Source organism: Nonomuraea sp. NPDC049504 (genome assembly GCF_040676845.1).
In the GTDB taxonomy this organism is placed as follows: domain Bacteria; phylum Actinomycetota; class Actinomycetes; order Streptosporangiales; family Streptosporangiaceae; genus Nonomuraea; species Nonomuraea salmonea.
In genome coordinates, this window is sequence record NZ_JBFAPT010000040.1 from 46,938 (window position 1) to 72,742 (window position 25,805).

General features: G+C 72.6%; 28 protein-coding genes and 1 riboswitch. Of the genes, 15 read left to right on the forward strand and 13 right to left on the reverse strand.

Going from position 1 to position 25,805, the window contains the following annotated elements:
* Window positions 1-6 precede the first annotated feature (6 nt).
* The 4 genes from AB0K28_RS46130 to AB0K28_RS46145 all read right to left on the reverse strand — a co-directional run bounded on the left by AB0K28_RS46130 (window position 7) and on the right by AB0K28_RS46145 (window position 3,484).
* On the reverse strand, window positions 7-687 hold the full coding sequence (locus AB0K28_RS46130) for a response regulator transcription factor (RefSeq protein WP_364383453.1): 681 nt from the start codon (window positions 685-687) through the stop codon (window positions 7-9).
* 163 nt (window positions 688-850) lie between these two features.
* Window positions 851-2,086 (reverse strand): histidine kinase, encoded by a 1,236-nt coding sequence (locus tag AB0K28_RS46135; RefSeq protein ID WP_364383456.1) that lies wholly within the window; start codon window positions 2,084-2,086, stop codon window positions 851-853.
* A 45-nt stretch (window positions 2,087-2,131) separates the two neighbouring features.
* Window positions 2,132-2,521 (reverse strand): PPOX class F420-dependent oxidoreductase, encoded by a 390-nt coding sequence (locus AB0K28_RS46140; protein WP_364383459.1) that lies wholly within the window; start codon window positions 2,519-2,521, stop codon window positions 2,132-2,134.
* Window positions 2,522-2,569: 48 nt separating this feature from the next.
* Entirely contained in the window at window positions 2,570-3,484 is a 915-nt protein-coding gene (locus AB0K28_RS46145; RefSeq protein WP_345400585.1) for an aryldialkylphosphatase, read from the reverse strand.
* 148 nt (window positions 3,485-3,632) lie between these two features.
* Between AB0K28_RS46145 and AB0K28_RS46150 the strand changes: the two genes are divergently transcribed.
* Both AB0K28_RS46150 and AB0K28_RS46155 read left to right on the forward strand, forming a co-directional pair.
* Window positions 3,633-4,097 carry a TIGR02611 family protein gene (locus AB0K28_RS46150; RefSeq protein ID WP_345400588.1) on the forward strand — a complete coding sequence of 155 codons (465 nt, stop codon included), beginning with the start codon at window positions 3,633-3,635 and terminating at the stop codon, window positions 4,095-4,097.
* A gap of 45 nt (window positions 4,098-4,142) precedes the next feature.
* Window positions 4,143-5,081, forward strand: coding sequence for a hypothetical protein (locus AB0K28_RS46155; RefSeq protein WP_364383464.1), 939 nt, complete (start codon window positions 4,143-4,145; stop codon window positions 5,079-5,081).
* A 12-nt stretch (window positions 5,082-5,093) separates the two neighbouring features.
* On the opposite strand, the gene AB0K28_RS46160 is transcribed toward AB0K28_RS46155, so the two are convergent.
* On the reverse strand, window positions 5,094-5,414 hold the full coding sequence (locus AB0K28_RS46160) for a co-chaperone GroES (RefSeq protein ID WP_345400594.1): 321 nt from the start codon (window positions 5,412-5,414) through the stop codon (window positions 5,094-5,096).
* A gap of 76 nt (window positions 5,415-5,490) precedes the next feature.
* Here AB0K28_RS46160 and AB0K28_RS46165 point away from each other — a divergent pair, with 76 nt between their 5' ends.
* Window positions 5,491-6,747: an ArgE/DapE family deacylase gene (locus tag AB0K28_RS46165; protein ID WP_364383467.1), complete on the forward strand. Its 1,257-nt coding sequence runs from the start codon at window positions 5,491-5,493 to the stop codon at window positions 6,745-6,747.
* Between the two features lie 103 nt (window positions 6,748-6,850).
* On the opposite strand, the gene AB0K28_RS46170 is transcribed toward AB0K28_RS46165, so the two are convergent.
* From AB0K28_RS46170 to AB0K28_RS46180, 3 genes are read right to left on the reverse strand one after another with little or no spacing between them, the layout of a single operon-like run.
* The gene (locus AB0K28_RS46170; RefSeq protein WP_345400600.1) at window positions 6,851-7,660 is read right to left on the reverse strand and encodes an ABC transporter ATP-binding protein; all 810 of its coding nucleotides are present in this window, start codon (window positions 7,658-7,660) and stop codon (window positions 6,851-6,853) included.
* A complete protein-coding gene (locus tag AB0K28_RS46175) occupies window positions 7,660-8,667 on the reverse strand; it encodes an iron chelate uptake ABC transporter family permease subunit (protein WP_364383470.1) in 1,008 nt (335 codons plus the stop codon). Before AB0K28_RS46175 ends, AB0K28_RS46170 begins: the two co-directional genes overlap by 1 nt.
* On the reverse strand, window positions 8,664-9,737 hold the full coding sequence (locus AB0K28_RS46180; protein WP_345400606.1) for an iron chelate uptake ABC transporter family permease subunit: 1,074 nt from the start codon (window positions 9,735-9,737) through the stop codon (window positions 8,664-8,666). Before AB0K28_RS46180 ends, AB0K28_RS46175 begins: the two co-directional genes overlap by 4 nt.
* A 91-nt stretch (window positions 9,738-9,828) precedes the next feature.
* Here AB0K28_RS46180 and AB0K28_RS46185 point away from each other — a divergent pair, with 91 nt between their 5' ends.
* Window positions 9,829-10,845 (forward strand): ABC transporter substrate-binding protein, encoded by a 1,017-nt coding sequence (locus AB0K28_RS46185; protein ID WP_364383474.1) that lies wholly within the window; start codon window positions 9,829-9,831, stop codon window positions 10,843-10,845.
* A gap of 6 nt (window positions 10,846-10,851) precedes the next feature.
* Here the strand turns inward: AB0K28_RS46185 and AB0K28_RS46190 are convergent, their stop codons facing one another.
* Both AB0K28_RS46190 and AB0K28_RS46195 read right to left on the reverse strand, forming a co-directional pair.
* On the reverse strand, window positions 10,852-13,266 hold the full coding sequence (locus AB0K28_RS46190) for a helicase-associated domain-containing protein (RefSeq protein WP_364383477.1): 2,415 nt from the start codon (window positions 13,264-13,266) through the stop codon (window positions 10,852-10,854).
* Between the two features lie 78 nt (window positions 13,267-13,344).
* Entirely contained in the window at window positions 13,345-13,839 is a 495-nt protein-coding gene (locus AB0K28_RS46195; protein WP_364383480.1) for an ATP-binding protein, read from the reverse strand.
* Window positions 13,840-14,068: 229 nt separating this feature from the next.
* On the opposite strand from AB0K28_RS46195, the gene AB0K28_RS46200 reads away from it, so the two are divergent.
* From AB0K28_RS46200 to AB0K28_RS46220, 5 genes are all read left to right on the forward strand, one after another.
* The gene (locus AB0K28_RS46200; protein ID WP_364383510.1) at window positions 14,069-14,890 is read left to right on the forward strand and encodes a helix-turn-helix transcriptional regulator; all 822 of its coding nucleotides are present in this window, start codon (window positions 14,069-14,071) and stop codon (window positions 14,888-14,890) included.
* A complete protein-coding gene (locus AB0K28_RS46205) occupies window positions 14,891-15,127 on the forward strand; it encodes a DUF397 domain-containing protein (RefSeq protein ID WP_345400620.1) in 237 nt (78 codons plus the stop codon).
* Between the two features lie 88 nt (window positions 15,128-15,215).
* Window positions 15,216-15,491, forward strand: coding sequence for a hypothetical protein (locus AB0K28_RS46210; RefSeq protein ID WP_345400623.1), 276 nt, complete (start codon window positions 15,216-15,218; stop codon window positions 15,489-15,491).
* Between the two features lie 44 nt (window positions 15,492-15,535).
* Window positions 15,536-16,294: a hypothetical protein gene (locus AB0K28_RS46215; protein ID WP_345400626.1), complete on the forward strand. Its 759-nt coding sequence runs from the start codon at window positions 15,536-15,538 to the stop codon at window positions 16,292-16,294.
* Between the two features lie 20 nt (window positions 16,295-16,314).
* The gene (locus tag AB0K28_RS46220; protein ID WP_345400629.1) at window positions 16,315-17,196 is read left to right on the forward strand and encodes a maleylpyruvate isomerase family mycothiol-dependent enzyme; all 882 of its coding nucleotides are present in this window, start codon (window positions 16,315-16,317) and stop codon (window positions 17,194-17,196) included.
* A gap of 44 nt (window positions 17,197-17,240) precedes the next feature.
* Here AB0K28_RS46220 and AB0K28_RS46225 read toward each other — a convergent pair whose 3' ends face one another.
* Window positions 17,241-18,425, reverse strand: a complete 1,185-nt coding sequence (locus tag AB0K28_RS46225) for a transposase (RefSeq protein ID WP_364383485.1) — start codon at window positions 18,423-18,425, stop codon at window positions 17,241-17,243.
* Window positions 18,426-18,776: 351 nt separating this feature from the next.
* Here AB0K28_RS46225 and AB0K28_RS46230 point away from each other — a divergent pair, with 351 nt between their 5' ends.
* Window positions 18,777-19,031 (forward strand): sigma factor, encoded by a 255-nt coding sequence (locus AB0K28_RS46230; RefSeq protein WP_364383488.1) that lies wholly within the window; start codon window positions 18,777-18,779, stop codon window positions 19,029-19,031.
* Here AB0K28_RS46230 and AB0K28_RS46235 read toward each other — a convergent pair.
* Together AB0K28_RS46235 and AB0K28_RS46240 are read right to left on the reverse strand one after the other, a co-directional pair.
* The gene (locus AB0K28_RS46235) at window positions 19,028-19,609 is read right to left on the reverse strand and encodes a histidine phosphatase family protein (protein ID WP_345400641.1); all 582 of its coding nucleotides are present in this window, start codon (window positions 19,607-19,609) and stop codon (window positions 19,028-19,030) included. The two genes, AB0K28_RS46230 and AB0K28_RS46235, sit on opposite strands and share 4 nt — an antisense overlap.
* 38 nt (window positions 19,610-19,647) lie before the next feature.
* Window positions 19,648-20,559, reverse strand: a complete 912-nt coding sequence (locus AB0K28_RS46240; RefSeq protein WP_364383492.1) for a TIGR03621 family F420-dependent LLM class oxidoreductase — start codon at window positions 20,557-20,559, stop codon at window positions 19,648-19,650.
* A gap of 58 nt (window positions 20,560-20,617) precedes the next feature.
* On the opposite strand from AB0K28_RS46240, the gene AB0K28_RS46245 reads away from it, so the two are divergent.
* From AB0K28_RS46245 to AB0K28_RS46265, 5 genes are all read left to right on the forward strand, one after another.
* Window positions 20,618-21,385, forward strand: a complete 768-nt coding sequence (locus AB0K28_RS46245) for a phytanoyl-CoA dioxygenase family protein (RefSeq protein WP_364383495.1) — start codon at window positions 20,618-20,620, stop codon at window positions 21,383-21,385.
* Window positions 21,370-22,326, forward strand: a complete 957-nt coding sequence (locus tag AB0K28_RS46250) for a phosphotriesterase-related protein (protein WP_364383498.1) — start codon at window positions 21,370-21,372, stop codon at window positions 22,324-22,326. The genes AB0K28_RS46245 and AB0K28_RS46250 overlap by 16 nt, the downstream gene beginning before the upstream one ends.
* Window positions 22,323-23,531 (forward strand): cytochrome P450, encoded by a 1,209-nt coding sequence (locus AB0K28_RS46255; RefSeq protein WP_364383501.1) that lies wholly within the window; start codon window positions 22,323-22,325, stop codon window positions 23,529-23,531. The genes AB0K28_RS46250 and AB0K28_RS46255 overlap by 4 nt, the downstream gene beginning before the upstream one ends.
* Window positions 23,532-23,580: 49 nt before the next feature.
* On the forward strand, window positions 23,581-24,444 hold the full coding sequence (locus AB0K28_RS46260; protein ID WP_364383504.1) for a Gfo/Idh/MocA family oxidoreductase: 864 nt from the start codon (window positions 23,581-23,583) through the stop codon (window positions 24,442-24,444).
* A 7-nt stretch (window positions 24,445-24,451) separates the two neighbouring features.
* Window positions 24,452-24,571: riboswitch (cobalamin riboswitch) on the forward strand.
* 72 nt (window positions 24,572-24,643) lie between these two features.
* Window positions 24,644-25,624 (forward strand): ABC transporter substrate-binding protein, encoded by a 981-nt coding sequence (locus AB0K28_RS46265; protein WP_364383506.1) that lies wholly within the window; start codon window positions 24,644-24,646, stop codon window positions 25,622-25,624.
* The last annotated feature ends 181 nt before the right edge of the window (window positions 25,625-25,805 follow it).

Consider the following 25,805-nt stretch of genomic DNA (forward strand, 5'->3'; position numbering starts at 1 on the left):
GCGGGGTCAGGTGGGCAGGGCGAGGCCGGCGCGCATCGCGAACACCACCAGCTGTGCCCTGTCCCGCGCGTGCAGCTTCACCATGGCGCGGCTGACGTGGGTGCGTACGGTGTCGGGGCTGATCGTCAGCTCCTTGGCGATCTCCTCGTTCGACCGGCCCGTCGCCACCCACGCCACCAGCTCTCGCTCGCGCGGCGTCAGCGTCTCGACCCCCTCCACCGGGCCGCCCCCGTGCCGCCCGAACAGGCCGATCACCTTCCTGGTGATGGCGGGCGACAGCAACGCCTCACCAGCGGCGACCACGCGTACGGCGTTGACCAGCTCGTCGGGGGCGCTGTCCTTGAGCACGAAACCGCTGGCGCCGGCCTGGAGTGCGGCGAAGACGTACTCGTCGACGGCGAACGTCGTCACCACGACCACCTTGGTGCCGCGCAGGCCGGGGTCGGCGGCGATGGCCCGCAGGGTGTCGAGGCCGTCCATGCCGGGCATGCGGATGTCGAGCAGCAGCACGTCGGGACGGACCCGCCGCAGCAACGCCAGCGCCTCCCGCCCGTCGGCCGCCTCCCCGGCCCAGCTCAGCCCCTCGGCGCGGTCGAGCAACGCCCGCAACCCCATCCGCACGACAGCCTGATCATCAGCCACCGCCACCCGCACCGCCGCAGCCGCCTCATCCGGCGCGGCGGTCATGAGGACACCTCAGCGGTCATGGGGGCGGGGCGAGGGTGCGGGCGCTTCGCCCAGCGGGAAGGTCGCGCGGACGCTTCACCCGAAGCGGCGGTCGCGCGGACGCCCGGGGGAGGCGGGCCACCATCCGGAAGCCGCCGCTCTCGCGAGAGCCCCAATGTGGAGATCATGTGGATGTCTGGGGGAAGTGGGCCAGCACCTGGAAGCCGCCGCCCTGTCGGGGGCCGGTTGTGAGGTGGCCGCCTGCCTCAAGCACGCGGGCGCGCATTCCGGACAGGCCGCGTCCTTTCACATCCCCCGTCCGTGGGCCGGTGCCCCGGTCGGCGATCTCCACCACGAACGTGTCCGCGCTCTCGCTCGCGCGGACGAGTGCGCGGGTGGGGCCGGCGTGGCGGAGCACGTTGGTGAGTGACTCGCGGACCACCTGATAGACGGTGTCCTGGAGGTGGGCGGGGACGGTCAGGCGTGGGGGATCGAGGTCCACCGGCAGGCCCGCCGCGCGTACGCCGTCGATGAGCCCGGCGAGGTCGCCGCCCGGTGGGTCGATGCCGTCGAGCGCCGCCCGAAGCTGCGCCAACGCGGTCGTGCTGGTCTCCTTGATCGCCAGCAGTGAGGCCCGCGCCTGCTCGGGGTCGTCGTCGAGCGTGACGAGCGCGACACCCGCCTGCATCGCGATCGCCGCCAGCCCGTGCCCGGCCACGTCGTGTACCACCCCGGCGATCCTGGCCCGCTCCACCGCGACGGCGTCCGACGGGGCTGCGGCGAAAAGGGCGGCGTCCGACGGGGTCGTGCCGGTAAGGGCGGTGTCCGACGGGGTCGTGCCGGCGAGGGCGGCGTGCGTCGGGGCGGCGCTCACCGCAGCGGCATCGGCTGTGCCCGCGGGCCGGTCGACCGCCCGGATGGTGCCGGCTTGTGCGGCGGTGTCGGCGGTGGGTGAGGGCGGGTCGAGCGCGCGGATGGTGCCGACCGGTGCCGTGTGCGCGGCCGGGATGCCCCAGGTCGCCTGCCGCGCGTCGGCATCCGCGAGGGACGCGTGCTCGGGGCGGGTCAGAGCGGCGACGGAAGGCGCGGAGCCCGCGGGGAAGCGGGATGCCGTGCTGCCGGCGGTCGCTACTTCCGAGTGGCCGGGGGAGCGGGATGCCGCGCCGCCGGCGGTCGCATTCTCCGAGGGGCGGGTGGCGGCGGGCTGGTGGTGGGAGGGGTCGGCGGCGGCTGCGGCGTAGGCGGCGCGGGCCTGGGCGAGGCCGCTGAACGACCACGGCACCGCGAGCCACCCGGCCCACGCCAGCATGACCACGACCGGCACGTCGCCCGCCCTGCGCAGGCGCGACAGCGCGGCGAGCGGCCTACGCCACCGCCCGTCGCCGCGCGTGTGCCGCAGCCGGGAGTCCTCGGTCGCCATCCCCCACCCGATCAGGCTTGTCGTAGCCCCGATCTTAGCGAGCTTTCAGGGGGTGCGGCTCTGCCGGTCGCCGTCCAGACCCCACGAGATGATCTTGGTCGGCGTGATCCTGATGACCTCGCGGGAGAAGAACGGCAGCGGCGGATCCACGTCGGCCAGCGCCTGCGCGGTGCCCCTGATCTCGATCCCGCGCACCACCCACGGGTCCACGGAGGCCAGGTCGTCCACCACGAGCGAAACCGTGCTGCCCCGCCGCACGTTGCCGAACTTCTTCGACGCGCCCATCGCGTGCCCGCCGATGGTGATCGTGCCGGTCCCGGCGTCCAGGAAGTAGCCGACCGGGTTGTTCTGCACCTGCCCGCCGGGGGCGACCGTGGCCAGCCGGCCGAGGTGCTGGCCGGTGAGATAGTCCTGTTCTGCGGCTGTGAAGATCATGCGCCTCAGTCTGCAACCTTGACATTGGTTGAGGTCAAGGGCGGGCCTTCAGGAGGCGCTCAGGGACTCGGTCAGCCAGCGCAGCGGGTTGGCGTGGGTGATCGTGTGGAGGACGTCGTCGCCGACGCCGGCCTCGCGCAGGCGGGGCAGCAGCGCCTCGAAGAGGTCGGCGTAGCCGGGGCCGCCGTACCTGCGCACCTGGGCGACCCGGCTCAGGCCGGTGCTGAGCAGCAGGCGGCCGGCGTGGCCGTCCTCGATGAGGCCGAGCGCGAGCCTGGCCGCCTCGTCGGCGCCCAGGGCGAGGGAGCCGAGGCCGACGTACGCCCCCGCCTCGGCGATCTTCCTTGCTGTGCCGAGGTCGCCGCCCGCGTAGCCGACGGCGACGCGGGAGGCGGGCAGGTTCTGGCCGAGCAGGATCTCCAGCAGCGCGAACGCGTTCCTGCCGTGCGTGGCGACCGGCAGCCTGGTACGCAGGGAGGCGCGCGCGGCGGCGACCAGGCAGCGTTCCTCGGCGGCGGTGGGCTCGGCGCCCCAGCAGCCGACTTCGCCGATCACGCCGGGGAAGACGCCGGTGCCGTCCACGCCGCTGAGGATCTCGTCCATGAGGCGGGCGGTGAGCGTGTCCACGTCGGCGTCACCGACGTGGCAGAACGGGCCGGCGTACAGGCCGGTGGCGGCGATCACGGGGACGCGGCTGCCGGCCGCGATGCGGGCGAGCGCGGCGGCGTCGCGGCCCATGCCGAGACAGGTGAGGTCCACGACGAGCCCGAGCCGTCCTGACTGGCGGAGTTCGCGGAGCTCGGCGGTGACGGTCTGCTCCTCGTCGAGCCACCGGTGCGGGTCGGAGTCGATGCCGACCGCCCACCGCATGTCGGTGCGCAGATGCTCATGGGCGAGTACGACGCCGTCGATGGCGGCCGCGCGTACAGGGCCGGTGACGGTACGGAGCAGAACCTCGGGCATAACAGACATTAACCGATGTTTGCCTGCCATAGCCTGCTTGAGCAGCAAATTTTACGGAGAATGGTGTTTGTTGACTTGTTAGTCGGCTGCAAGTGAGCCCGCAGACCGGGCCGTATCCTGGGGTGCACACCGACTGCCGGGGGGAAATGTGCAGATTCAGAACTCCGACACCGGCGAAGCCGACGTGATCAAGGACGAGGCCGCCGCGCGCTCCGGCATGCCCGCACGCCGCAGGGGCATCCAGGGCCGGCTCGACGGCATCAGGGCCACCCGCACCGGCGCGCTCACGCTGAAGATCGTGGTCGGCATCATCGGGGCGGTCATGGTGGTGGGCGGCCTGATCATGGTGCCGTTCCCCGGGCCCGGCTGGCTGGTCGTGTTCGCGGGGCTGGCGGTACTGTCGACGGAGTTCCACTGGGCGCGCAAGCTGCTGGAGTTCGGCAAGCGCACGCTGCACGCCTGGACGGAGTGGTACAAGCGGCAGGGCTGGACCGTCCGCATCCTCGTGCTCATCGTCACCCTGGCCGCCGCCGGGGCGATCGTCTACGCCGGGCTGCGCACGCTCGGCATCGACGTCATCGAGATCGGCCTGAACTTCGTCCAGACCCGATAGGCATCGCTCGGGAAGTCCGGCGATCGGCTGCATAGTCTGCGGGGCGTGATCGCTCACCTCGCCGCCGCCCTGTCCTTACTCGTACCCGCCGCTCCCGCGGTGACCGCCGCCGGTCTGCCCCTGCCCGGCACGGGCGGCATGACGTACCAGGAACGGAAGGGCGATCCCGTCCGCCTGTCGGCCTACGGGCTCGGCACCAAGCGCACCTACCTGCGATCGGCCACCGGCAACTCCTTCACCTGGGAGAAGAGCCTGTCGGAGGTGTCGGTGTCGCCGGGCGGCACGCTGACGGCGGGGGTGCCGGTGGCGTACCGGTCCGGCTACGACGCGCTGCAGGTCACCGACCGCGCCACCGGACGCATCACGACCATCCGCACCGTCAAGAAGCCCTTGACGGCCTCCTACGCCTCCTGGTCCCGCGACGCCAAGCGGGTCGCGCTGACCGTCGAGCAGAAGGTGCGCGGCGCCTGGCAGGTGCTCGGCTTCACGGTCGTCGACGTGGCCGCCAGGCGGGCCCGCACGGTCCGCGTCGCCGGGCTCAGCCGCAAGGCGGGCTTCTGGTGGAGCCCCGACGGCAATCTGGTCTCCAGGCACGGCGCCGGCCTGCGCGTCTACCGGCCGTCGGACGGGAAGGTGCTGCGCACGCTCGCCGGCGCCGGCCTGCCCACCGGCCCCGAGGACGCGTACTCGCCGTCGGGCCGGCGGCTGGCCACCTGGTGCCCGGCCCGCTTCAAGGAGCAGCTCTGCCTGGTCGACCCGGCCACCGGCGCGATCGCGCGCCGGGTGGCGGCCCGGCCGGAGGCGGTCTTCGGCTGGTGGGACGAGAGCCACCTCATCGCCGTCACCGCGCACGGGCGCGCCTACCGGCTGGCGGTCATCGACTTCAGCGGGAAGGTGACGCGGGTGCTGGCCGGCGTGCCCGCCGCGACGTGGCGCGCGGACCTGTGGCTCTCCTTCGCGCGTACGAGGGCGAAGACGTCGTAGGAGAGGGGCGGGTCAGAGGTAGAGGCCGGTGCCGTGGTCGGTCTCCTGGGTGGCCACCGCGTGCAGGTCGCGCTCGCGCATCACCAGATAGGTCTGGGCGTGCACCTCGACCTCGAACTGGTCCTCAGGGTTGAACAGCACCTTGTCGCCGACCTTGACCGAGCGCACGTTCGTGCCGACGCCGCAGACCTCGCCCCAGGCCAGGCGGTTGGCCATCTTGACCGTCGCGGGGATGACGATCCCGGAGCCGCTGCGCCGCTCCTCGGCCTCCTGCTCCAACCTGATCATCACCCGGTCGTGCAGCATCTGAATCTCGAACTTGGGCTCTACCACGCGCTCAAGTTTACGAGCAGACGGACGCGCCGGACTCCAGGACGATTCGTCGCGCACCCGTGAGAAGGTGTGCTCCATGCACGACGTGGAAGCCCGGGTCCTCGATGCCATCGACGCGCCCGAGACCGTGAACCTGCTGGCCGAGACCGTGAAGGTCCCCAGCGTGACCGGCACAGACGCCGAGTCCGAGCTGCAGCACCGCTTCGCTCGCCTGCTCACCGAAGCCGGCATGGACGTGGACGTCTGGAAGCTCGACCTGCCCGACCTGACCAGCCGCCCCGGCTTCCCCGGCACCGAGGCGCCGCGGAGCGAGGGGTACGGCGTGGTCGCCGTCACCTCCGGCGGCGAGGGCCCGCCCGCCCTCGCCCTCCAGGGCCACGTGGACGTGGTGCCGACCGGCGACCTCGCCAAGTGGGCGGGCAGCGACCCGTTCGCCGCCCGCATCACCGGCGACGTGCTGCACGGCAGGGGCGCCTGCGACATGAAGGCCGGCCTGGTCGCGAACCTGGCGGTGGCCCGCGCCGTGCACCGCGCCGGGATCCGGCTGGCCAGGCCGCTGGCCGTGCACTGCGTGATCAGCGAGGAGGACGGCGGGCTGGGCGCGTTCGCCACCCTGGCCAGAGGGCACACCGCCGAGGCCGCGGTGATCAGCGAGCCCACCTCGGGCGCGGTCATCACCGCGAACGCGGGCGCGCTGACGTTCCGGCTGGAGATCGCCGGGCGGGCCGCCCACGGCGCCACCAGGAACGAGGGGGTCAACGCGATCGAGGCGTTCTGGCCGGTGTTCGCCGCGATCAGGCGGCTGGAGGCCGAGCGCAACCGCGACGTGCCCGAGCTGTTCGCCGGGAACGCGCTGCCGTACCCGATCGAGGTCGGGACGGTCCGCGCCGGCGACTGGGCCAGCACCGTGCCCGACCTGCTGGTCGCCGAGGGGCGGCTCGGGGTGCGGCTGGACGAGGACCCGGCGCGGGCGCGGGCGGCCTTCGAGGAGGCGGTCGCCGACGTCGCCGACCCCTGGCTGCGGGCCAACCCGCCGGTCGTCACGTGGCCGGGCGGGCAGTTCGCCAGCGGGCGGCTGCCGGCCGGGCACGAGCTGCTCACGCAGGTGCGCGACGCGGTGGCCGCCACGACGGGCGCGACGCCCGCCGAGACGGCGGCGCCGTACGGGAGCGACCTGCGCCTCTACACGGCGGGCGGCATCCCGACCCTGCACTACGGCCCCGGCGACGTCCGGTTCGCGCACGCCCCCAGGGAGCAGGTGCGGCTGAGCGAGCTGCGCGACGTCACCCGCGCGCTGGCCCTGCTCGCGGTCCGCCGCTGCGCCGCCTACTGAGCCGCCTACCGAGCCGCCTACTGAGCCGCCTACCGACCAGGCCCGGGGCGGCCCCACGCCGCCCCGGCCACAACCGTCGAAGCCGCCCACCAGGCGGTGGCGGTCAGGCGGAGGCGGCGACGCGGAGGCGGCGGCGGGACTCGGGGACGATGAGCGGGGTGCCCGACTGCGGGTCCTGGATGATCTCGCAGCGCAGGTCGAACACCTCCCGCACCAGCTCGGACGTGACGATCTCGGCCGGATCGCCCGAAGCGACGATCTCGCCGCCGCACATCACGATCAGGTGCGTGGCGTACCGGCTGGCCTGGTTGAGGTCGTGCAGCACGGCCACCATGGTCCGCCCTGCCTCGTGCAGGTCGGCGCAGAGGTCGAGCACCTCGATCTGGTGGGAGATGTCCAGGAACGTGGTGGGCTCGTCCAGCAGCAGGATCGGCGTTTCCTGCGCCAGAGCCATGGCCAGCCACACCCGCTGCCGCTGCCCGCCCGACAGCTCGTCCACGATGCGGTCGGCGAGCCCGGCCACGTCGGTGGCGCGCATGGCCTCCGTCACCGCCGCCTCGTCGGCCTTCGACCACTGCCGCATGAGCTTCTGGTGCGGGTAGCGGCCACGGGCCACCAGGTCGGCCACGGTGATGCCGTCCGGCACGATCGAGCTCTGCGGCAGCAGGCCGAGCCGCCGCGCCACCTCCTTCGACGGCAGCGACGTGATCACACTGCCGTCCAGGTGCACGGCGCCGGACTTCGGCTTCAGCATCCGCGCGAGCGCCCGCAGCAGGGTGGACTTGCCGCACGCGTTCGGGCCGATGATCACGGTGAAGGACGCGTCGGGGATCGCCACGCTGAGGTCGGAGGCCACGACGCGCTGGTCGTAGGCGAGGGTGAGGCCGGTGCCGGACAGGCGGGAGGAGACCATCAGTGGCGGTCCTTTCGCAGGAGCAGGACGAGGTACGTGCCGCCGATCGCGGCGGTCAGCACGCCGACGGGAAGCTGGGTGGGGGCGAGCAGCCGCTGCGCGGCCAGGTCGGCGGCTAGCAGCAGCACGGCGCCCATCAGCGCCGAGGCCGCCAGGGTGACGCCGGGGGAGCGGGTGAGCCGCCGGGCGAGCTGCGGCGCGGCCAGCGCGACGAACACGACGGGCCCGGCGGCGGCCGTGGCCACCCCGGCCAGCAGCACCCCGGCCGCGATGGCCGCCGCGCGGACGACCTCGACCCTGATGCCCATGGCCTTGGCCGCGTCGTCGCCCATCTCGATCACGCGCATCGGCCGCGCGATGGCCGCGCACACCGGCAGCAGCACGACCAGCGCGAGCGCGACGGGCCCCGCGTGGTCCCAGCCGCGCCCGCTCAGGCTGCCGGTGAGCCAGGCGCCCGCGGTGGCCGCGTCGTTGATGTTGGCCCTGGTCAGGATGTACGAGTTGACGGCCAGCAGCAGCGCGTTGGCCCCGATGCCGACCAGGACGAGCCGGTAGCCGGCCACGCCGCCCCGGTAGGCCAGCGCGTACACCAGGGCCGCCGTCACCACGCAGCCGAGCAGCGCGCCGCCGGCGATCATGATGGCGGAGCCGCCGGCGACGACGGCGATGATGCCGCCCGTGGAGGCCCCCGCGGTGAAGCCGATGAAGTCGGGGCTGCCGAGCGGGTTCCTCGTCAGGCTCTGGAAGATGGCCCCGCTCAGCCCGAACGCGGCCCCGACCAGCAGCCCGGTCACCACGCGCGGGGCGCGCAGCTTGCTCACGATCAGCTCGGCGACCGGCGTGCCCTGGCCGAACAGGGCGTCGATGATGTCGGGCACCGGCACGGTGAACTCGCCGGTGGACAGCGCCGCCACGCTCACGGCGAAGCCGGCGAGGACGAGGAGCGCGGTGACGAGCAGGGCGCGCGGCGCGAGCCGTACGGACCAGGATCCGACGCGGACGTTCACAGCGCCGCCACCCGCCTCCGCCTGGCCATCAGGATGAAGATCGGCGCGCCGATCACCGCCCACACGATGCCCACCTGCACCTCTCCCGGCCGGGCGATGAGCCGCCCGACCACGTCGGCGCCGAGCAGCAGCACGGGCGCGGCCAGCGCCGAGTACGGCAGCACCCACCGCTGGTCGGGCCCCACCGCGGCGCGCACCGCGTGCGGCACGATGAGCCCGACGAACCACAGCGGCCCCGCGGCGGCCGTCGCCGCGCCGCACAGCAGCGTGACGGCGATGCCGGTGAGTATCCGCGTGCGGTTGACCGCGACGCCGAGCGCCTTGCCCGCGTCGTCGCCGAGCGCCAGCATGTTGAGCGGCCTGGCCAGCAGCAGCCCCATCACCAGCCCGGCGACCATGAACGGCGCCAGCCGCACCAGCGTGTCGGCCGTCTGCCCGGCCAGGGAGCCGGTCAGCCAGAACCGCATGCGGTCGAAGGTCTGCGAGTCCATGCGCAGGATGGCCGAGGCGACCGCGGTGCACACCATGCCGAAGGCGACGCCGGCCAGGGCCAGGCGTACCGGGTTCGATCCCGAGCGGCCCGACGAGGCGAGCGCGTAGACGACGAACGAGGCCAGGGCGGCGCCGCCGAAGGCGAACCAGACGTACACGGTGGGGTCGCCGAGCCCGAACACGCCGATCGCCAGCGTGACGCCCAGCGCGGCGCCCTGGTTGATGCCCAGCAGGCCGGGGTCGGCGAGCGGGTTACGGGTCAGGCTCTGCATGAGCGCGCCGGCCAGCCCGAGCGTGGCGCCGACGCCGAGGCCCAGCAGCGTACGGGGGACGCGCAGCTCGCGGATGACCGTGTGGTCGCTGGAGCCGTCGGGCGCCAGGAACGCGTCGATCACCGTGCCGAACGACACCGACCGCGCGCCCAGCGCCACGCTGGCCAGCGCGACCAGCACCAGAACGGCGAACGTGACCACCAGCCCGGCGACCAGCACGGACGGGCGCCCTCCGGCCCTCCCCTCGGCCCTCCTCGCGGCGGTTCCGCTCACGGCCACCTGGGCCGTGTCCTCTGCCGGGCGCACCCGACCCCCTCTCGTCGTCAGTCAAACTTAGGCAAGGCTAATCTAATGGTCCAGCAAGCAAGCAAGGCCAGGCAACCTTTAGGAGATGCACATGTCGGGACCGGTACTGCCTCGCAGGGGCTTCCTCGCGGGCGCGGCGGGACTCGCGGCGGCCCTGACACTGGCGGCGTGCGGCGACGGCGGCGGCGAGGCGGCACCGGCCGGGTCGCCCGCCGGGTCGGGCGCGCCGTCCGGGCAGGGCTGGACGTTCACCGACGACCGTGACAAGAAGCTCGACCTGCCCAAGGTCCCCGCCAGGATCGTCGCGCAGGTCGGCGCCGCCGCCGCGCTGTGGGACTTCGGCGTGCGCCCGATCGGCGTCTTCGGCCCCCACAAGCTCGCCGACGGCGGCAAGGACCCGCAGGTCGGCAACGTCGACATCACCAAGGTCACCGGCCTCGGCAACGTGTGGGACGAGTTCAACGTCGAGCAGTACATCGCGCTGCAGCCCGACCTCCTGGTCAGCAGCATGTACGTCAAGGGCACCCTCTGGTACGTGCCCGAGAAGTCGAAGGACACCATCGAGCAGGTCGCCCCGACCGTCGGCGTCATGCTCACCGGCAAGAGCGCGACCGAGGTCATCGGCACGTACGAGCGGCTCGCCCAGTCGCTCGGCGCCGACATGGCGGGCGTGCCGGAGGCCAAGGCCCGCATGGAGGCGGCCACCGCGAAGCTGGCCGAGTTCAAGAACCTCAAGGTGCTCATGGTGTCGGGCGGCGCCGACGCGTTCTGGATCGTCAACCCGCCCGAGTACCCCGACATCGTGCACCTGACCAGCGCCGGCCTCGACGTCGTCAAGCCCGACAAGGTGGACGACGGCGGCTTCTTCCAGACGCTGAGCTGGGAGAACGCCGACACCTACGACGCCGACGTGATCCTCTACGACACCCGCACGCAGGCGCTCAAGCCCGAGGAGATGATGAAGAAGCCCACCTTCGCCAAGCTCCCCGCGGTCGAGGCGGGCCAGCTCTACCCGTGGAACGCCGAGGCGCCCTTCAGCTACCAGGGCTACGCCGACTTCCTGGAGGGCCTGGTGGCAAACCTGGCGAAGGCGAAGCCGCTGAAGTAGCGGGGCTCAGTAGGCCCCCCGCACCTCGACGATCTCGGCGAGCGGGAACTCCAGGTAGTCGCCCGCCTCCTCGCACCAGGCGTCGAGCGCGCCGCCCTTGAGCTCGCCATGGCTGATCGTGGCCGTCAGCCCGTCGGCGAGCGTGATGCCGGCCCGCACGCCGCGATCGACCACGAACCCGAGCAGCGACTGCTGCGCGGTCGGCAGCCGGGTGGCCATGCGGCCGATGATGGCCCAGGTGCGGCCGCTCCTGTCGTCCTCGGGCCGGCCGGCGGCGAGCAGCCTGCGGGCGTGCTCGTACGGGTCGGGCGCGGGCTCGGCCAGCATGTAGGGGGGCGTCTCGATGATGCCGGGGAAGTCGGACAGCTCGGCCACCTGCCCGCCGGGCAGCAGGATGAGCTTGCCGCCCGCCGGCTCCTCCGGGCGCGCCCGGTGGATGGTGATCTCCCCGGTGTCGGAGACCGGCACGGGGGAGTAGCCGACCTCGCGCAGCGCCGACAGCGTGCGGTCGGCGGGCGCCCTGCTCACCAGCACCGTCGGCGCGAGCAGCCGCAGCCCGAGCCGGCCGAGGCGCCGGTGCGCGGCGATCTCGGCGAGCAGCGCGGTGTCGGTGGCCTGGACGACGCAGCCGACCGTGGTGACCGTCACCTCGCCGTGGCGCCGCGCGGTGTCGCGGACCAGGTATTCGAGCGGCTGCGGGATCGTGCCGACCGCGGCCAGCTCGTCGAGCAGCGTGTCGGCCTCGTAGCCCTGGTCGAGCGCGCGGCGCACGCTCTCGGTGGTGAAGCGCCACACCGAGGCCGCGCCGCGCGACTCGCGCTCGGCGGTGCGGTCGAGCAGCGCCGCGAGCTCGGCCGAGGGCGGGCCGGTGACGACGGCGGTCAGGTCGGGGCCGAACAGCGCGCTCCTGCGGACGCTGGCCAGCGCGCGGGTGGCCGCCTCGGCCAGCATGGGGTCGTGCTCGACCATGGGGACGGCGTCGTCGTTCTCGTCGCCGGGCCGCGCGGTGAGCCCGGCCAGCGCCCTGCCGAGGTCGGTCAGCGCGTTGTTGGCCAGCAGCCCGAGCAGGCGGGCCTCGTCGAGCACGGCGGGCGCGCACGAGCGCAGCAGCCGCACGTCGAGCAGCGGCGCGTGCCAGTGGACGCCCCCGATGAGGCTGTCGCGGTCGGCGTACGCGGTGCCGGCGGGCAGGCCGGCCAGCACCGACAGCACGGCTCTGCGGATTTCGGCCAGCGTGCCGCCGATGGGGTCGTCGCCGAGCACGGTGCCGTACTTGCCGTCGATCTTGCGCAGGGAGGAGCGCTCCATGCGCCACCAGGCGGCCAGCAGCACCCGCAGCCGGGCCGAGCCCTCGTCGAGCCGCCAGCGGTCGAAGCGCTCTGTGGGGATCATGCCGCCGGACGGCTCGTCCCAGGCCAGCAGCCTGGCCACGGCGCAGATCTCCAGCAGCAGGCGGGTCTCGTCCTCGTCGCAGCCGGTCTCCTTGGCCACCCTGCGGACCTCGCGCACGCCGACGCCGCCGGTCTTGAGCAGCGGCAGCGGCGTCTTGGAGGTGTTGTCGAGCAGTGCCGCGCAGCGCTCGACGACGTGCGGCGCGGCCAGCGTCATGAGGTGGTCGACCTCTTCTGGATCGACCGGGATGGTGGCGATCTCGGGGGCTTCCGGCCGGTAGGGCGGGTGGTAGCCGGGGCCGCGCAGCCGGATCGCCACCTCGCGGGGGATCTCGGCGACGTGCCAGCTCGGACGGAAGAGCAGGCCGTGGTCGGCGCACCACTTCTCGGGCGTGCCGGGGGTGACGAACGTGCCGCCGTCGACGTCGAGTGCGGGGCCGTCCCAGGCGAAGCGGTCGAGCAGCGGGACGGTGCCGGTGGGGGCGCCGGCGATGAGCGTGCGCAGGCGCTCGGCGTCACTCAGCGTCTCGATGACGCGGGCGATCGTGCGGCGCTTGTTGCCCTGGGCGGGCAGGCCGAGCGAGCGGGCGAGCGCGTGGAGCGCGTCGTTGCTGATCGACCAGGAGTTGAGGTAGTGCTCAAGCGGCTCGCCCAGGCTGAGCGGGGCGGACCAGTAGCGGGTGACGCCCTCGGCGAAGTGGATGACGTCGTCGTCGCCCGGCCAGGCCAGGGCGTGGTCGCAGAGGTGTTCGAGCCAGGGGGTGACGTCTTCCGCGCCCCTGTTGAGGAAGCGGGCCAGCGAGCCGGGGGTGGGGCGGGTCATGGCCAGGGCGGCCTCGGCGAGCTGCAGGCAGGGCAGCGGCAGCCGGCGCAGGGTCTCCATCACGGCGAAACCGTTGCCCAGGCGCTGGGCGAGGGTGTCGAGGCGCCGGGGCCAGGGCGCGGCGATGGCGTCGGGCCTGTTCGCGAGGATGCGCCCAAGCCTGTCCTCGTCTAGTGTTCGTAGCCAGCCGAGCAGGTGATCTTCCATCTGTCAGCACTCTCATGGGGTCGCGCGCGGGACTCACCGTGAGCCATGACCATCCACGGTAATGCAGATCACCCCCGGTCAGGAGAGGACTGCCCAGACGATCTTTCCGTGGGGCGCGAGTGCGGACCAGCCCCAGCGGAGGCTGAGCGATTCGACGATGTGGAGTCCGAGGCCGCCGGTGTCAAGGGGGCCAGGGTATCGCAGCACCGGCACCGAGGAGCCTGGATCGGTGAAGGCGCTGGTGACGAGGGGGCCGCGGCGGACGAGTGACATGTGGACCGTGCGCTGCCTGCGCGGGTCGTCGAGGCACAGGCCGTGGCGCAGGGCGTTGGTGGCGAGCTCGGAGACCACCAGCTCCATGTTCTCGGCCAGCTCGGTCAGGCCCCAGCCGGCCAGCGTGCCGGCGGCGAAGCTGCGGGCGGAGTGGACCGAGGACGCCTCGGGCGGGAGCACGTACGTGGCGCTGGCCGACGGGCCCGGGACCAGGAGATCGCGAGCCGCCTCAGGCCACCAGCCGATCGGGGGCCACCAATCGAACGTGGTCCACTGGCCGTGCGCCGTGGTGGATTGCACGTGATCATTCTGCGACAAACTCTCGTGCAGGTGCAAGAGCGAATGCACGTGCAGACAACTCGTGCACGCGCTACGGTTTCCCCCAAAAGGTCAATATGGGGGAAAGGGGATCTTGTCCGCGGCCATGATCTTTCGGCCGTGAAGTGACACACTTGTGGCAAGGAAACGACCAAGGAGCAAGCACGTGTCGATTGATCCGCCCGGGACCGGTTCGACCGTTCGGCGCATCATGCTGGGGGCGAGCCTCAGGCGTCTCCGTGAGCGCAGCGGGCTCGACCGGGCACAGGCCGGATTCCACATCCGGGCGTCCGAGTCCAAGATCAGCCGCATGGAGCTCGGCCGCGTCGGCTTCAAGACACGTGACGTGGAAGACCTGCTCACCCTGTACGGCGTCGTCGACGATGCCGAACGCCGTGCCCTGCTGGAGATGGTGCGCGAGGCCAACACCCCCGGGTGGTGGCACAAGTACTCGGCCGTGCTGCCGACGTGGTTCACCACGTACATCGGCCTGGAGGAGGCCGCGAGCGTGATCCGCACCTATGAGGTGCAGTTCGTGCCCGGTCTGCTGCAGACGGCCGCCTACGCGCGTTCCGTCTATCAGCTCGGCAACCCCGATGCGACCCCCGAGAGCATCGAGCGGCGCGTGCACATGCGCATGCAGCGCCAGGAGCGCTTCACCCGGAAGGACGGGCCCAAGCTGTGGGCCGTCATCGACGAGGCGGCGCTCAAGCGGACCATCGGCGGGCGGGAGGTCATGTCCGAGCAGCTCCAGCATCTGCTGGAAGTCGCCGCCCTTCCCAACATCACCATCCAGGTGATGCCCTTCAGGTTCGGCAAGCACGCCGCTGAAGGGGGCGCGTTCAGCATCTTGCGGTTTCCCGAGTCCGACCTGTCGGACGTTGTCTACGTCGAGCAGCTCTGGGGTGCCCTGTACCTGGACAAGCGTGAGGACGTCGACCCGTACCTCACGGCCATGGAGCAGTTGTGCGTGGAGAGCACCACGCCAGGAGGCACCGTCGAGCTCATCGGCGGTCTTCTCAGAAAGATGTAGATGAACCAGACCTACAACGGCATGCCTGCGGCCGACCTGACCGAGGTCGCCTGGCGCAAGAGCCGCTACAGCAACTCGCAGGGCAACTGCGTCGAGCTCGCGGAGCTCCCCGACGGGGGCATCGCGGTGCGCAACTCACGCTTCCCCGACGGGCCTGCCCTGATCTATACCCGTGACGAGATCCGGGCTCTGGTGCTCGGGGTGAAGGACGGAGAGTTCGACGGCCTGCTCGTGTAACACCGTGTTAACCTCCGGCGCGTCCGCTTAACGGCGGCGCGCCGGGGGTGTAACCGCCCGGCCTCCTCCTCCGGCGAGGATCGGGGTCATGCTCGACCAGATGACCCTGTATCCGATCGCCGACGACGTGCTGTTCGCACCCGGCGGCAAGGTCGTGATCCGCACCTATGGTGTCGCGCCCGCGACCGGCGGGGCCACCACGACGACCCCGGCCAGCGTCTCCTACCGCACGTGGGTGACCGGCATCAGGGACCAGCCGCGCTACTGGCACTGGGGCCATTTCGAGGACGCCGCCTCCGGGCATCGCAAGGTCCTCGAGTGGCTCACCGGGCGCGGCCCGCAGCCTTCCCAGGCACTCGTCTGATCGCTATCCTCGAAGCCAAGCAATCGCTTGGTAGAGGAGGCGCCGTGCGGCGCGCGATCCACCTGATCGAGGAGGTCGACTTCCGGCCGATGAACTCCAGGCGGCCGCTCGACTACCTCACCTGGCTGACCCGCTACAAGCGCGAGGACGAGAGCCGCACCGCGCCCACGCTCACCTCCGGCATGTCCATCAGGTCCCGCGAGATCGACCTGGTGGGCGCCTTCTACGCGGTCGGCATCACCGGCCACCCGCAGTTCAAGGCCGTCACGCTGTGGGACTGCCACGGCGGCTGGGACGGCGGGTGGCGGCAGATGATGGAGATCTACCAGGGCGTCGATGCCCGGCTGTTCCTGTCCGACATCGACGACCTGCGCTTCTCCGCCTTCTCCCGGCCGCTCGGCGCCGTGCCGGGCTGCCCGCCGCTGTCCGCGGCGCCCGCCGCCGAGCTCTACCTCTTCGAAAGCGCCCGCGTACGCCCCGGCGCCGCCCTCGACTACCTGCACGCCGTACGCACGGAACGCGCCCCGCTGCTCGCCGAGCACGGCCACACCCTGGCCGGCCTGTACGAGGTGCTGTTCTGCGACACCGAGGCGGTCACCCTCTGGGCCGTCTCCCTCGACGACCACCTGGCCACGCAGCGCGCCCGCGACGCCGCACTCGGCCTCGACGACGAGGCGAAGCCCGACCCGCGGCTGCTCGCGTGGGCAAAACGCGCCCGCGACTATCTCGAAGGCCCCTGGCGTGAGACGCTGCTCGCACCCTTCCCCGGCTGCCGCCTGGCTCCGGGGGGCCCGCCGGGTTAGCGTCGGCTGCGGAGGTGGCCATGACGGACTCGTACCTCTTCGACGGGCGGCGCCCCGACGACCACGTCGCCTCGTGCCCTGACTGCACCGCGGCGATCGCGCTGCTCGATCAGCCCGAGGCCGCCGCCGAGCCGCCGCCCGGGCTGCGCGAGGCCGTGCTGTCCGGGGCGAGCCGCCGCCGCACCCCCGCCGCGATGGGCGTGGCCACCGTCGCCGTCCCGTACGCCGAGCAGGTCGCGCTCATGGACGACCTGCTGGCCGAGCTGAGCCCGGCCCAGTGGGAGTCGCCGGTCCCCAAGCACGGCACGGTCAGGGGCATGGTCGAGCACCTGACGGCCAACGATGCCACCGTGGCCAGGTTCATGGGCGTCCAGGGAGCCCTCGCGCGGACCGCGCACCGGCGCTGGCGCGAGCAGGCCGGCTCGCTGCTGTCGCGCGTGTCGGCGGGCAGCGAGGTGCTGCTCGGCGTGGAGGTGGCGCTGGCGGGCGCGCGGCCGGCCCGCGCGCCGCTGCGCCAGGCCATGATCCAGCGCACGTTCGAGACCTGGACGCACGCCGACGACATCAGGGCCGCCACCGACCGGGCCGGGGCCGCGCCGAAGCCCGAGCACGTGCACATGGTCGCCGAGTTCGGGCTGGCGCTGCTGCCGCGCGCGCTGCGCGGGCCGCGCCGCGACGTCTCGGCCACCATCGTGCTCACCGGGCCGGGCGGCGGCACCTGGACGATCCCGCTCTCGCCCGCCTCCGACCACGTCGCCGTGCTCATCTCGGCCGACGCCGCCGGCTTCTGCCGGCTGCTGGGCAACCGGTGGCCGCCCGGCGCCTTCCCGTACGCCGCCGAGGGCGACCCCGCGCTCGCCCGTGACCTGATCGCCGCCGCCGCGACCCTGGGATGCGACTGATGAGCGACGTGACTCCTCCGTTCCGTGAAGGGAGCGGCTTCTCGCTAGGCCGCTTCCGCAGCCCGGCGAAGGGCAAGCCCTGCCCTGAGGATGTTGATGGCCGCGTTGACGTCGGCGTGCGCGGCATGCCCGCACGCCGTGCAGGCGAACGCGGCCTGGGTGAGGCGGTTCTCCTTCGCGCAGTGCCCACAACGGGCACACGTGCGGGAGGTGCCGGCAGGGTTGACTGCGATCAGCTCTCGACCGGCGCTTTCAGCCTTGTGCGCGAGGATCGTCAGGAACACCCCCCAGCCCGCGTCCAGGATGCTGCGATTCAAGCCGGACTTGGCCGCGACGTTGCGGCCGGGAGCGTCGATCGTGCCGGACGCCGAGCGGGTCATGTTCGTGATCCGCAGGTCCTCGTGCACGATCACGTCGTAGCCGCGGACCAGCACGAGCGCGGTCTTGTGCGCGTGGTCGAGGCGCTGGCGGCGGACCTTGCCGTGCAGGGCGGCCACCCGTGCGACGGCCTTATGGCGGCGCTTGGAGCCGCGTTTCTTGCGGGCCAGGTCGCGCTGCGCGGCGGCGAGACGATCAGCGGTCGCGGCCAGATGGCGCGGATTGGCCACGTGCGCACCACCGGAGGTGGTGACCAGCGAGGCGACGCCCAGGTCGATCCCGGCCACCGCACCCGTGGCGGGCAGCGGCCCGGTCGGCACGTCGTCGCACGACAGGACCACATACCAGCGCATGCCTTCCCGCTTCACGCTGATCGTCTTGACCCGGCCCCGGATCGGGCGGTGCTGGTGGACGCGGACGTGCCCGACACCCTGGAGCCGCACGAACGTGGCCGAGGGGTGTTCGGGCTGGGAGTCCCACCGGCAGCCGTCACCGTCCCTGGGCCACTCCACGCTGTCGAACCGGCCACGCCCCTTGAACCGTGGAAACCCCGGCGTACGCCCGGCCTTGACGCGGTCGAAGAACGCGCGGAACGCCTTGTCGAGCCGCCGCAGCGTGGCCTGCTGCGAGGAGAACGACCACCGGCCCTGCCCGCCCGCATCGTCGGCACGGATGTACTTCAACTCGGCCGACTGGTCTGCGTACCGGACGCTCACCCCCGCCTTGGCGTAGGCCGTACGCCGGTGCTCCAGCGCGGCGTTGTACAGCGTGCGATGATCCTCCAAGCAGGCGGCGAGTGCGGCGGCCTGCTTGACCGTGGGACGCAACAGGAACGTGAACGCCCTACGCACCGCCACCACCCTTGGACGGCCGCTCGCCCCGCCTCTCGATACAGCGCCGCACCGTCTCGGCCGACCCCGCGCCCGGCACCGCACCGGCCGTGGCCACGCAGCAGGATCGCGACCACAGCATGGGCAACCAGGAACGCACATGGCCGAACTCGGCACGCAGGTGATGGAGGTGAAGTGTTCGTCGGCCTTGACGCACACGATCGTTATAACAGCGCGGTCCACCTCATGCGCGACGAAACGGAGATCTCTCATGCGCAGACCAGGCAGATCAATGCACGCTGGGGACTTGACGGCCTTCCCGCTCCCGATTCCACCGTCGCCTGAAGGCGACGGGCCCCCCGGGAGAACCTGATGGACCTGTGCGCGCGCCTGACCGCCGGCGACCTCGACGCGCTGGCCGACGCCTACGACCGGCACGGCCCGTACGTGTACGGCGTCGCGGTCGCGGTCACCGGCAGTCAGGAGCACGCGGAGGAGGTGACGCAGAGCGTGTTCGTCGCCCTCTGGGAGCAGCCGCTGTCGTACGACCCGGCGCTCGGGTCGTTACGCGGCTGGCTGGTGAGCAGGGCGCTGCACGCGTCGGCCCTGCGCGCGAAGGTCGGTTAACTCACAGGGGCGTTCCAGGTCAGCAGCACCGGCTCGGCGTGCTCGTACCCGAGCCGCGAGTACGTGCCGGTGTCGAGCTTGAGCAGCCGTCCCTCCTCGGGCGCCAGGCCCAGCCAGCGGGCGGCCAGCACGCGCAGGAAGTGCCCGTGCGCCACCAGCGCCACCCGCCCGTCCACCGCGCGGGCCCGCTCGATCACCCGGTCGGCGCGCACCGCCACCTCGGAGGCGCTCTCGCCGGGATGGTCGGCGTCGCCGGGGATCACGCCGTCACGCCACAGGTACCAGCCGGGCCGCGTCTCGCGGATCTGCGGCGTGGTGATGCCCTCATAGCCGCCGTAGTCCCACTCCCACAGGTCGGGGTCCACCTCGTACCCGCTCAGCCCGGCCAGCTCGGCCGTGCGTCCCGCGCGCTGGGCGGGGGACACCAGCACCAGCTGGAAAGGCTCCTTGACCAGCGGCGCCAGCGCCCTGGCCTGCTCCTCGCCGTGCTCCGTCAAAGGCAGGTCCGTACGGCCGGTGTGCCTGCCCGCCTTGCTCCACTCGGTCTCTCCGTGCCGGAGCAGCAGCATCTCGTTCATGGCCCCCATCATCCGCTACGGCCCCGGGCCGCCCGCCGTCAGGTGCCCGCCAGCTCCTCGGCGACGGGCTCGAAGGCGGGCAGATCGCGCTCGTGGTGCAGCACGAAGTAGGACAGGTCGTGCTCGTCCCGCCAGTGGCGGAGCTGGTCAGCGATGTCCTGCCGGGTGCCGAGCAGGAGTTGCGGGGTGCCCTCCAGCGGCGCGGTCCGCGCGGCGCTCCACGACTCGTCGGCCTTGAGCTCGCCCACCGCCATCACGCTCGTGCCCAGCTCCAGGCGGGGGTAGCGGTCACCGGCCGCCTCCTTGACGACGGCCAGCCTGTTCTCGAGCGCGGCGGGGCCGCCGTCGCGTACGTCGGGGCCGCTCCCGTCGGGCAGCACCCGCAGGGCGAGGTTGACGACGTCGGCCTCCCGGGCGGCCAGGCGGAGCATCCTCGCGCCGCCCGCGCCGATCACCAGCGGCGGGCGGGGCCGCTGCACGGGCTTGGGGCGCTGGTCGAGGCCGGTGACGCGGTAGTGCCGCCCGTCGAAGCTGAACGGGCCGTCGCCCCAGAGCCCCTTGAGCACGGTCAGGGCCTCGCCCAGCCGCTCGACCCGTACGCCGGGAGGCTCCGGCCGCAGCCCCGCGCCCGCGTAGTCGGCGGCCATCCAGCCGGTGCCGATCCCCACCTCGAGCCGCCCGCCCGACAGCACGTCCAGCGTGGCGGCCTCCTTGGCGAGCACGGCGGGATGCCGGAAGTCGTTGGCGAACACCAGCGTGCCGACCCGCAGCCGCCCGGTGGCGCACGCGGCCGCCGTCAGGGCCGCGATCGGCGCGAACCTGTCGCCGGTGAGGTGGTCGGGCACCAGCAGCACGTCGAACCCGGCGCCCTCCAGCCGCCTGGCCTTCTCCGCCCACGCGCGCCCCGACTCCGCCTGCCTGATCACCGCGCCGAACCTGAACCGCCGCATGGCCCCGAGTGTAGACGGAGGTCTTACCAAGCGCTTGCTCTGGTGCGAGACTGTGCCCATGGAGATCCCGGTACGGGAGGCGACCGCCGCCGAGGCGGGCTTCTTCGCCGCGCACGGCTGGGTCAGGCTGAGCCGGCTGATCGACCCCGCCACCGCCGCCGCACTGCGCGAGCGCGCCCTGGAGCACCTGAGCGAGCGGTCCAGGGAGCACCGCGGCCCGGTGGACGCGGCGTTCGGCCAGTCCAGGGACGTCGCCGCGACCGACGAGGCGTTCGCCGCCCTCGCCCTGCACCCCCAGATGGGACGCAACGCCGTCCGGCTGCTGCACGGCGTGCGGGCCGTCCGCGTGCAGGTCACCAACCTGCTCGTCAAGGAGGCGGGCGAGCACGGCGCCACCGAGTTCCACCAGGACTTCCCCTGGATGCCGATGGACCGCTCGGCCATGCTCACCGTCTGGCTCGCCCTCGCCGACGTGCCCGCCGGCATGGGCGCGCTGCGCTTCTACGCGGGCTCGCACCGCCACGGCCTGCTCGGCCGCAGCTTCACCCGCCCGGATGACGACCAGCTCACCCAGCACCCCTGGCTGAAGGAGCTGGAGCTGTCGCCGCCGCTCGACCTCGAAGCCGGCGACGCGACCGTGCACCACGCGCTGACCGTGCACGGCGCGCCCGCCAACCGCCACGACCGCCCCCGCCTGTCCTTCACCGTCACCTACTTCGACGCCGACGCCCTCTACACCGGCCTGCCCTACGCCCAGACCGACGGGCTCGGCCTCCAGGTCAACCGGCCGTTCGAGCACGAGAGGTTCCCGTGCCTGCAACCGTGACGGGCCCGGTCGCCGAGCTCGGAGCGACGCTCATGCACGAGCACGTCTTCGGTCTCAGCCCCGAGATCCTGTGGAACTGGCCGGACATCCCCGAGGGCTGGGACCTGGAGACGCGCGCCCGCGAGGCCGCCGCCAAGCTCGACGCGCTCAAGGCGGCCGGGATCGACACCATCGTGGACCTGACCGTGGTCGGCCTCGGCAGATACGTCCCCGCCGTGCAGCGGGTGGCCGAGCTGACCTCGGTCACCATCGTGGCCGCCACCGGGCTCTACACCTACGACGCGCTGCCGCCGTACTTCGGCAACCGCGGGCCGGGCTCGCTGTTCGGCGGGCCCGACCGGCTGGCCGAGTTCTTCGTCCGCGACCTCACCGAGGGTATCGGCCGGACCGGCGTCAAGGCGGCCATGCTCAAGTGCGCCTCCGACCGGCAGGGCATGACCGAGGGCTGCCGGCGGGTGTTCAGGGCGGTCGCCGAGGCCCACCTGGCCACCGGGGCGCCCATCACCACCCACTCGCACAGCGCCTCCAGGGGCGGGCTGAAGCAGCAGAAGCTGCTCGCCTCGCTGGGCGTGGACCTCGGCCGGGTGGTCATCGGCCACGCCGGCGACTCCACCGACCTCGCCTACCTGGAGGAACTGGTGGCGAACGGCTCCTACCTCGGCATGGACAGGTTCGGGATCGACACGATCTGCCCGCTCGACGACCGGGTGGCGGTCGTGGCCGCGATGTGCGAGCGCGGCCACGCCGGGCGCATGGTGCTCGGCCACGACTCCTACTGCTTCAACGACAGGTTCGACGCCGCCGTCGTACGCCGCCGCCACCCCCGCTACCACCTGCTCCACATCTCCCAGGACGTGCTGCCCGCGCTGCGCGCCAGGGGTGTCACCGAGGAGCAGATCCACCAGATGCTCGTCGGCAACCCGCGGAGGATCTTCGGATGACCGAGCACGCGACCCTGGGCGACTTCGACGTGAGCGCCGCCTGGCACGTGGCCGGCCCGTACCCGTTCCTGGCCAGGCTGCGCAGGGAGGCGCCGGTGTTCCGCAGCGCGCAGCTGGGGGCGTACGTGCTGACCAGGTACGCCGACGTGCGCGCGGCCTACGGCGACCCGCGCCGCTTCTCCTCCAAGGGCTCGCTGACGATCTCCCGCAGCCTCACCCAGGAGACCCGCGACAAGCTGGGCGAGCACGGCTCGTTCCTGTCGAGCTTCGTGGCCAACGTGGATCCGCCCGACCACACCCGCCTGCGCGGGTCGGTGTCGCGGGCGTTCACGCCGCGCGCGGTGGCCGCGCTGGAGCAGGAGTTCCGGCGGCTCAACGAGGACCTGCTCGACCGCCTCGCCCCGTGCGGCGCCGCCGACTTCGTCACCGAGATCGGGCACGAGCCGTCGGTCAAGCTGACCGCCCGCTTCATCGGCGTGCCGGAGGAGGACGAGGCGTTCGTGCAGGCGCACGTCAAGGACTGGTTCCAGCTCTTCCTGTCGCCGCAGCCGCCGCGGCGCCAGCTCGAGCTGGCCGCGAGCTTCCTCGACTACCTCGCGTACGTGGACCGCCTGGTGGCCGAGCGTGCCGCGCGCCCGCGCGACGACTTCACGTCCCTGATGACCTCGCTCATCGGCGCCGAGCTGACCCACCGCGAGGTGGTCGAGCTGATCTCGACGATCCTGCTCGGCGGCAACGACACCGTGCCGAACCAGCTCGGCAACACCGTGCTGCGGCTGCTCAGGGAGGGCCGCTGGCCGGTGCCGGAGCCGCTGCTGGCGGGCGCGTCGGAGGAGTGCATGCGCATCGACGGGGCCTCGCTGGGCTCGTTCAGGTACGCCACCGACGACGTCGTCCTGCACGGCGTGACGATCCCGGCGGGCTCGCTCGTGCTGCTGTCCACCGACTCGGCGGGACATGACGAGAGCGTCTTCCCCGAGCCCGAGCGGTTCCTGATCGACCGGCCCAACGCGGCCGACCACCTGGTCTTCGGCTACGGCATCCACTTCTGCGTCGGCGCGGCGCTGGGCCGGCTGCAGCTGCGCACGGCGCTGGAGGTGCTCGGGCGGCGGCTGCCCGGCCTGCGGCTGGTTCCCGAGCAGGAGATCGCGTACCGCAGGTCGCTCGTGGGCCGCGGGCTGACGGCCCTGCTCGTGAAGTGGTGATCTTCTCCTCTATGGTGGGAAATATCCTGATTTCCTGAGGAGGACGTGCATGGAGCCGGTGGCGGTCGGACTGATCGGGGCGGGACCCTGGGCGCGCATGGCGCACGCGCCCATGCTGGCCGAGAGCCCGCACACGCGGCTGGCCGGCGTCTGGGCCCGCCGCCCCGAAGCCGCCGCCGAGCTGGGCGCGCCGGTGTTCGAGCGGGTCGAGGAGCTGTTCGAGCACTGCGAGGCCGTCGCGTTCTGCGTCCCGCCCGCCGTGCAGGCCGAGTACGCCGTCCGCGCCGCCCGCGCGGGCAAGGCGCTGCTGCTGGAGAAGCCGCTCGCCGACTCGCTCGACGCCGCCCAGCGCGTCGCGGACGCCGTCGCCGAATCCGGCGTCGCCTCCCAGATGGTCTTCACCATGCGCTACACCGCCGCCACCCGCGCCTTCCTGGCCCGCTGCGCCGAGGTCGAGCCGTTCGGCGGCCACGCCGCCAACATCTCCGGCGCGCTGCTCGGCGACCACCCCTTCGCCACCCCCTGGCGGCTGGAGCGCGGCGCCCTGCTCGACGTGGGACCACACGTGATCGACGTGCTCGACGCCGCGCTCGGCCCCGTCACCGGCGTGCGCGCGCACGGCCACCCGCTGCGCTGGATCGGCCTGCTGCTGGAGCACGAGGGCGGCGCGGTCAGCGAGGCGTCGCTGAGCATGGCCGCGGGCGGCGACGTGCCGCCGTCCACCATCGCCGTGTACGGCCGCACCGGCAACGCCGTCCTGCCGCCCCGCGACGGGGACGACGACCACTTCGCCAGGGTCGCCGAGGAGTTCGCCGCCACCGTCCGCAAGGGCGGCGGCCACCCCCTGGACGCCGCGCACGGGCTGCGCATCCAGCGGATCATCGCCGAGGCGGAGGCCCAACTCGCCCCTTGACGCGGCGGGCGTATGAGGGATTGATAGCGTTTGCCCGACGCGCAGAGCGCAGCGAAGTCCGGTGAGAGTCCGGCGCTGTCCCGCAACTGTCATAGCCAGGTCGCCTGCCTCCGCGCCGACGCACATCAACCCTCGTGGAAAAGGGTGATCCGTCACTACCAGCGGGTCTCTCGGTTCCAACAGTGTGAAAGGACTACTCGTGAGGCCCGTACGCACGGCCTTCGCGGGCGCGCTGCTGGGAACGCTCGTCCTGGCCGGTTGCGGCCAGACCGGCACCACAGCCGGCCCCGGCGCAGCCCCCACCTCAGCGTCCGCCGCCCCCTCCGCCGCCCCCTCGGCCGCCGGCTTCCCCGTCACCGTCGAAGCGGCCAACGGCAAGGTCACCATCCCCAAGCGGCCCGAGCGCATCGTCTCGCTCTCGGCCACCCACACCGAGACCCTCTACGCCATCGGCGCGGGCTCCCAGGTCGTCGCCGTCGACGACCGCTCCAACCACCCGCCTGAGGCCCCCAAGACCGACCTGTCCGGCTTCAAGCCGAACGTCGAGGCCATCGTCGCCCAGAAGCCCGACCTCGTCATCCTGTCCGACGACCTCGACGACGTCGTCTCCGAGCTGGGCAAGGTGAACGTGCCCGTGCTGCACCAGCCCGCCGCCACCGGGCTGGACGAGGCGTACGAGGAGATCTCCGAGCTGGGCGCGGCCACCGGGCACCAGGACGAGGCCGACAAGGTCGTCACCGGCATGAAGACCGCCATCGAGGACCTCGCCGCCAAGGCGCCCAAGGACACCAAGCTCACCTACTACCACGAGCTCGACCAGACCCCCTACGCCGTGACGTCCAAGACGTTCATCGGGCAGATCTACGGCCTGTTCGGGCTCACCAACATCGCCGACAAGGCGCCCGACGCGGCCGGCGGCTACCCCAAGCTGTCCGCCGAGTTCGTCGCCCAGGCCGACCCCGACCTGATCTTCCTCGCCGACGTCAAGTGCTGCCAGCAGAACAAGGACGCGCTGGCCGCCCGGCCCGGCTGGAAGAACCTGTCCGCCATCAAGGACGACCGGGTGACCGAGCTCGACGACGACATCGCCTCCCGGTGGGGGCCGCGCGTGGTCGACCTGGCCAGGAGCATCGGCGAGGCCGTCACCAAGGCCTCGGCGAAGACCGACGGCACGGGCTGACGATGGCGAAACCCGCCGGCCCCGCCCGACCCGGCGGGGCGGCACCGGCCGGCTCCGCGCGGGCTGACGCGGCGGAGCGGGCCGGCCCCGCCCGGTCACATAGCTCCCGTCAGGGGCCACGACCGGCCCTTCCTCGCCGATCGCGTACGCCTTGATGCTCTTGGCGACCACCCGCTCCTTT

Bases quoted from the DNA above. Each gene is read 5' to 3' on its own strand.
- AB0K28_RS46230 (WP_364383488.1), top strand. From the start codon at position 18,777: ATGGACCTGTGCGCGCGCCTGACCGCCGGCGACCTCGACGCGCTGGCC.
- AB0K28_RS46140 (WP_364383459.1), bottom strand. From the start codon at position 2,521: ATGATCTTCACAGCCGCAGAACAGGACTATCTCACCGGCCAGCACCTC.
- AB0K28_RS46145 (WP_345400585.1), bottom strand. From the start codon at position 3,484: ATGCCCGAGGTTCTGCTCCGTACCGTCACCGGCCCTGTACGCGCGGCC.
- AB0K28_RS46260 (WP_364383504.1), top strand. From the start codon at position 23,581: ATGGAGCCGGTGGCGGTCGGACTGATCGGGGCGGGACCCTGGGCGCGC.
- AB0K28_RS46130 (WP_364383453.1), bottom strand. From the start codon at position 687: ATGACCGCCGCGCCGGATGAGGCGGCTGCGGCGGTGCGGGTGGCGGTG.
- AB0K28_RS46200 (WP_364383510.1), top strand. From the start codon at position 14,069: ATGCTGGGGGCGAGCCTCAGGCGTCTCCGTGAGCGCAGCGGGCTCGAC.
- AB0K28_RS46165 (WP_364383467.1), top strand. From the start codon at position 5,491: ATGCACGACGTGGAAGCCCGGGTCCTCGATGCCATCGACGCGCCCGAG.
- AB0K28_RS46190 (WP_364383477.1), bottom strand. From the start codon at position 13,266: ATGGAAGATCACCTGCTCGGCTGGCTACGAACACTAGACGAGGACAGG.
- AB0K28_RS46255 (WP_364383501.1), top strand. From the start codon at position 22,323: ATGACCGAGCACGCGACCCTGGGCGACTTCGACGTGAGCGCCGCCTGG.
- AB0K28_RS46170 (WP_345400600.1), bottom strand. From the start codon at position 7,660: ATGGTCTCCTCCCGCCTGTCCGGCACCGGCCTCACCCTCGCCTACGAC.
- AB0K28_RS46205 (WP_345400620.1), top strand. From the start codon at position 14,891: ATGAACCAGACCTACAACGGCATGCCTGCGGCCGACCTGACCGAGGTC.
- AB0K28_RS46240 (WP_364383492.1), bottom strand. From the start codon at position 20,559: ATGCGGCGGTTCAGGTTCGGCGCGGTGATCAGGCAGGCGGAGTCGGGG.
- AB0K28_RS46210 (WP_345400623.1), top strand. From the start codon at position 15,216: ATGCTCGACCAGATGACCCTGTATCCGATCGCCGACGACGTGCTGTTC.
- AB0K28_RS46135 (WP_364383456.1), bottom strand. From the start codon at position 2,086: ATGGCGACCGAGGACTCCCGGCTGCGGCACACGCGCGGCGACGGGCGG.
- AB0K28_RS46245 (WP_364383495.1), top strand. From the start codon at position 20,618: ATGGAGATCCCGGTACGGGAGGCGACCGCCGCCGAGGCGGGCTTCTTC.
- AB0K28_RS46185 (WP_364383474.1), top strand. From the start codon at position 9,829: ATGTCGGGACCGGTACTGCCTCGCAGGGGCTTCCTCGCGGGCGCGGCG.
- AB0K28_RS46220 (WP_345400629.1), top strand. From the start codon at position 16,315: ATGACGGACTCGTACCTCTTCGACGGGCGGCGCCCCGACGACCACGTC.
- AB0K28_RS46235 (WP_345400641.1), bottom strand. From the start codon at position 19,609: ATGAACGAGATGCTGCTGCTCCGGCACGGAGAGACCGAGTGGAGCAAG.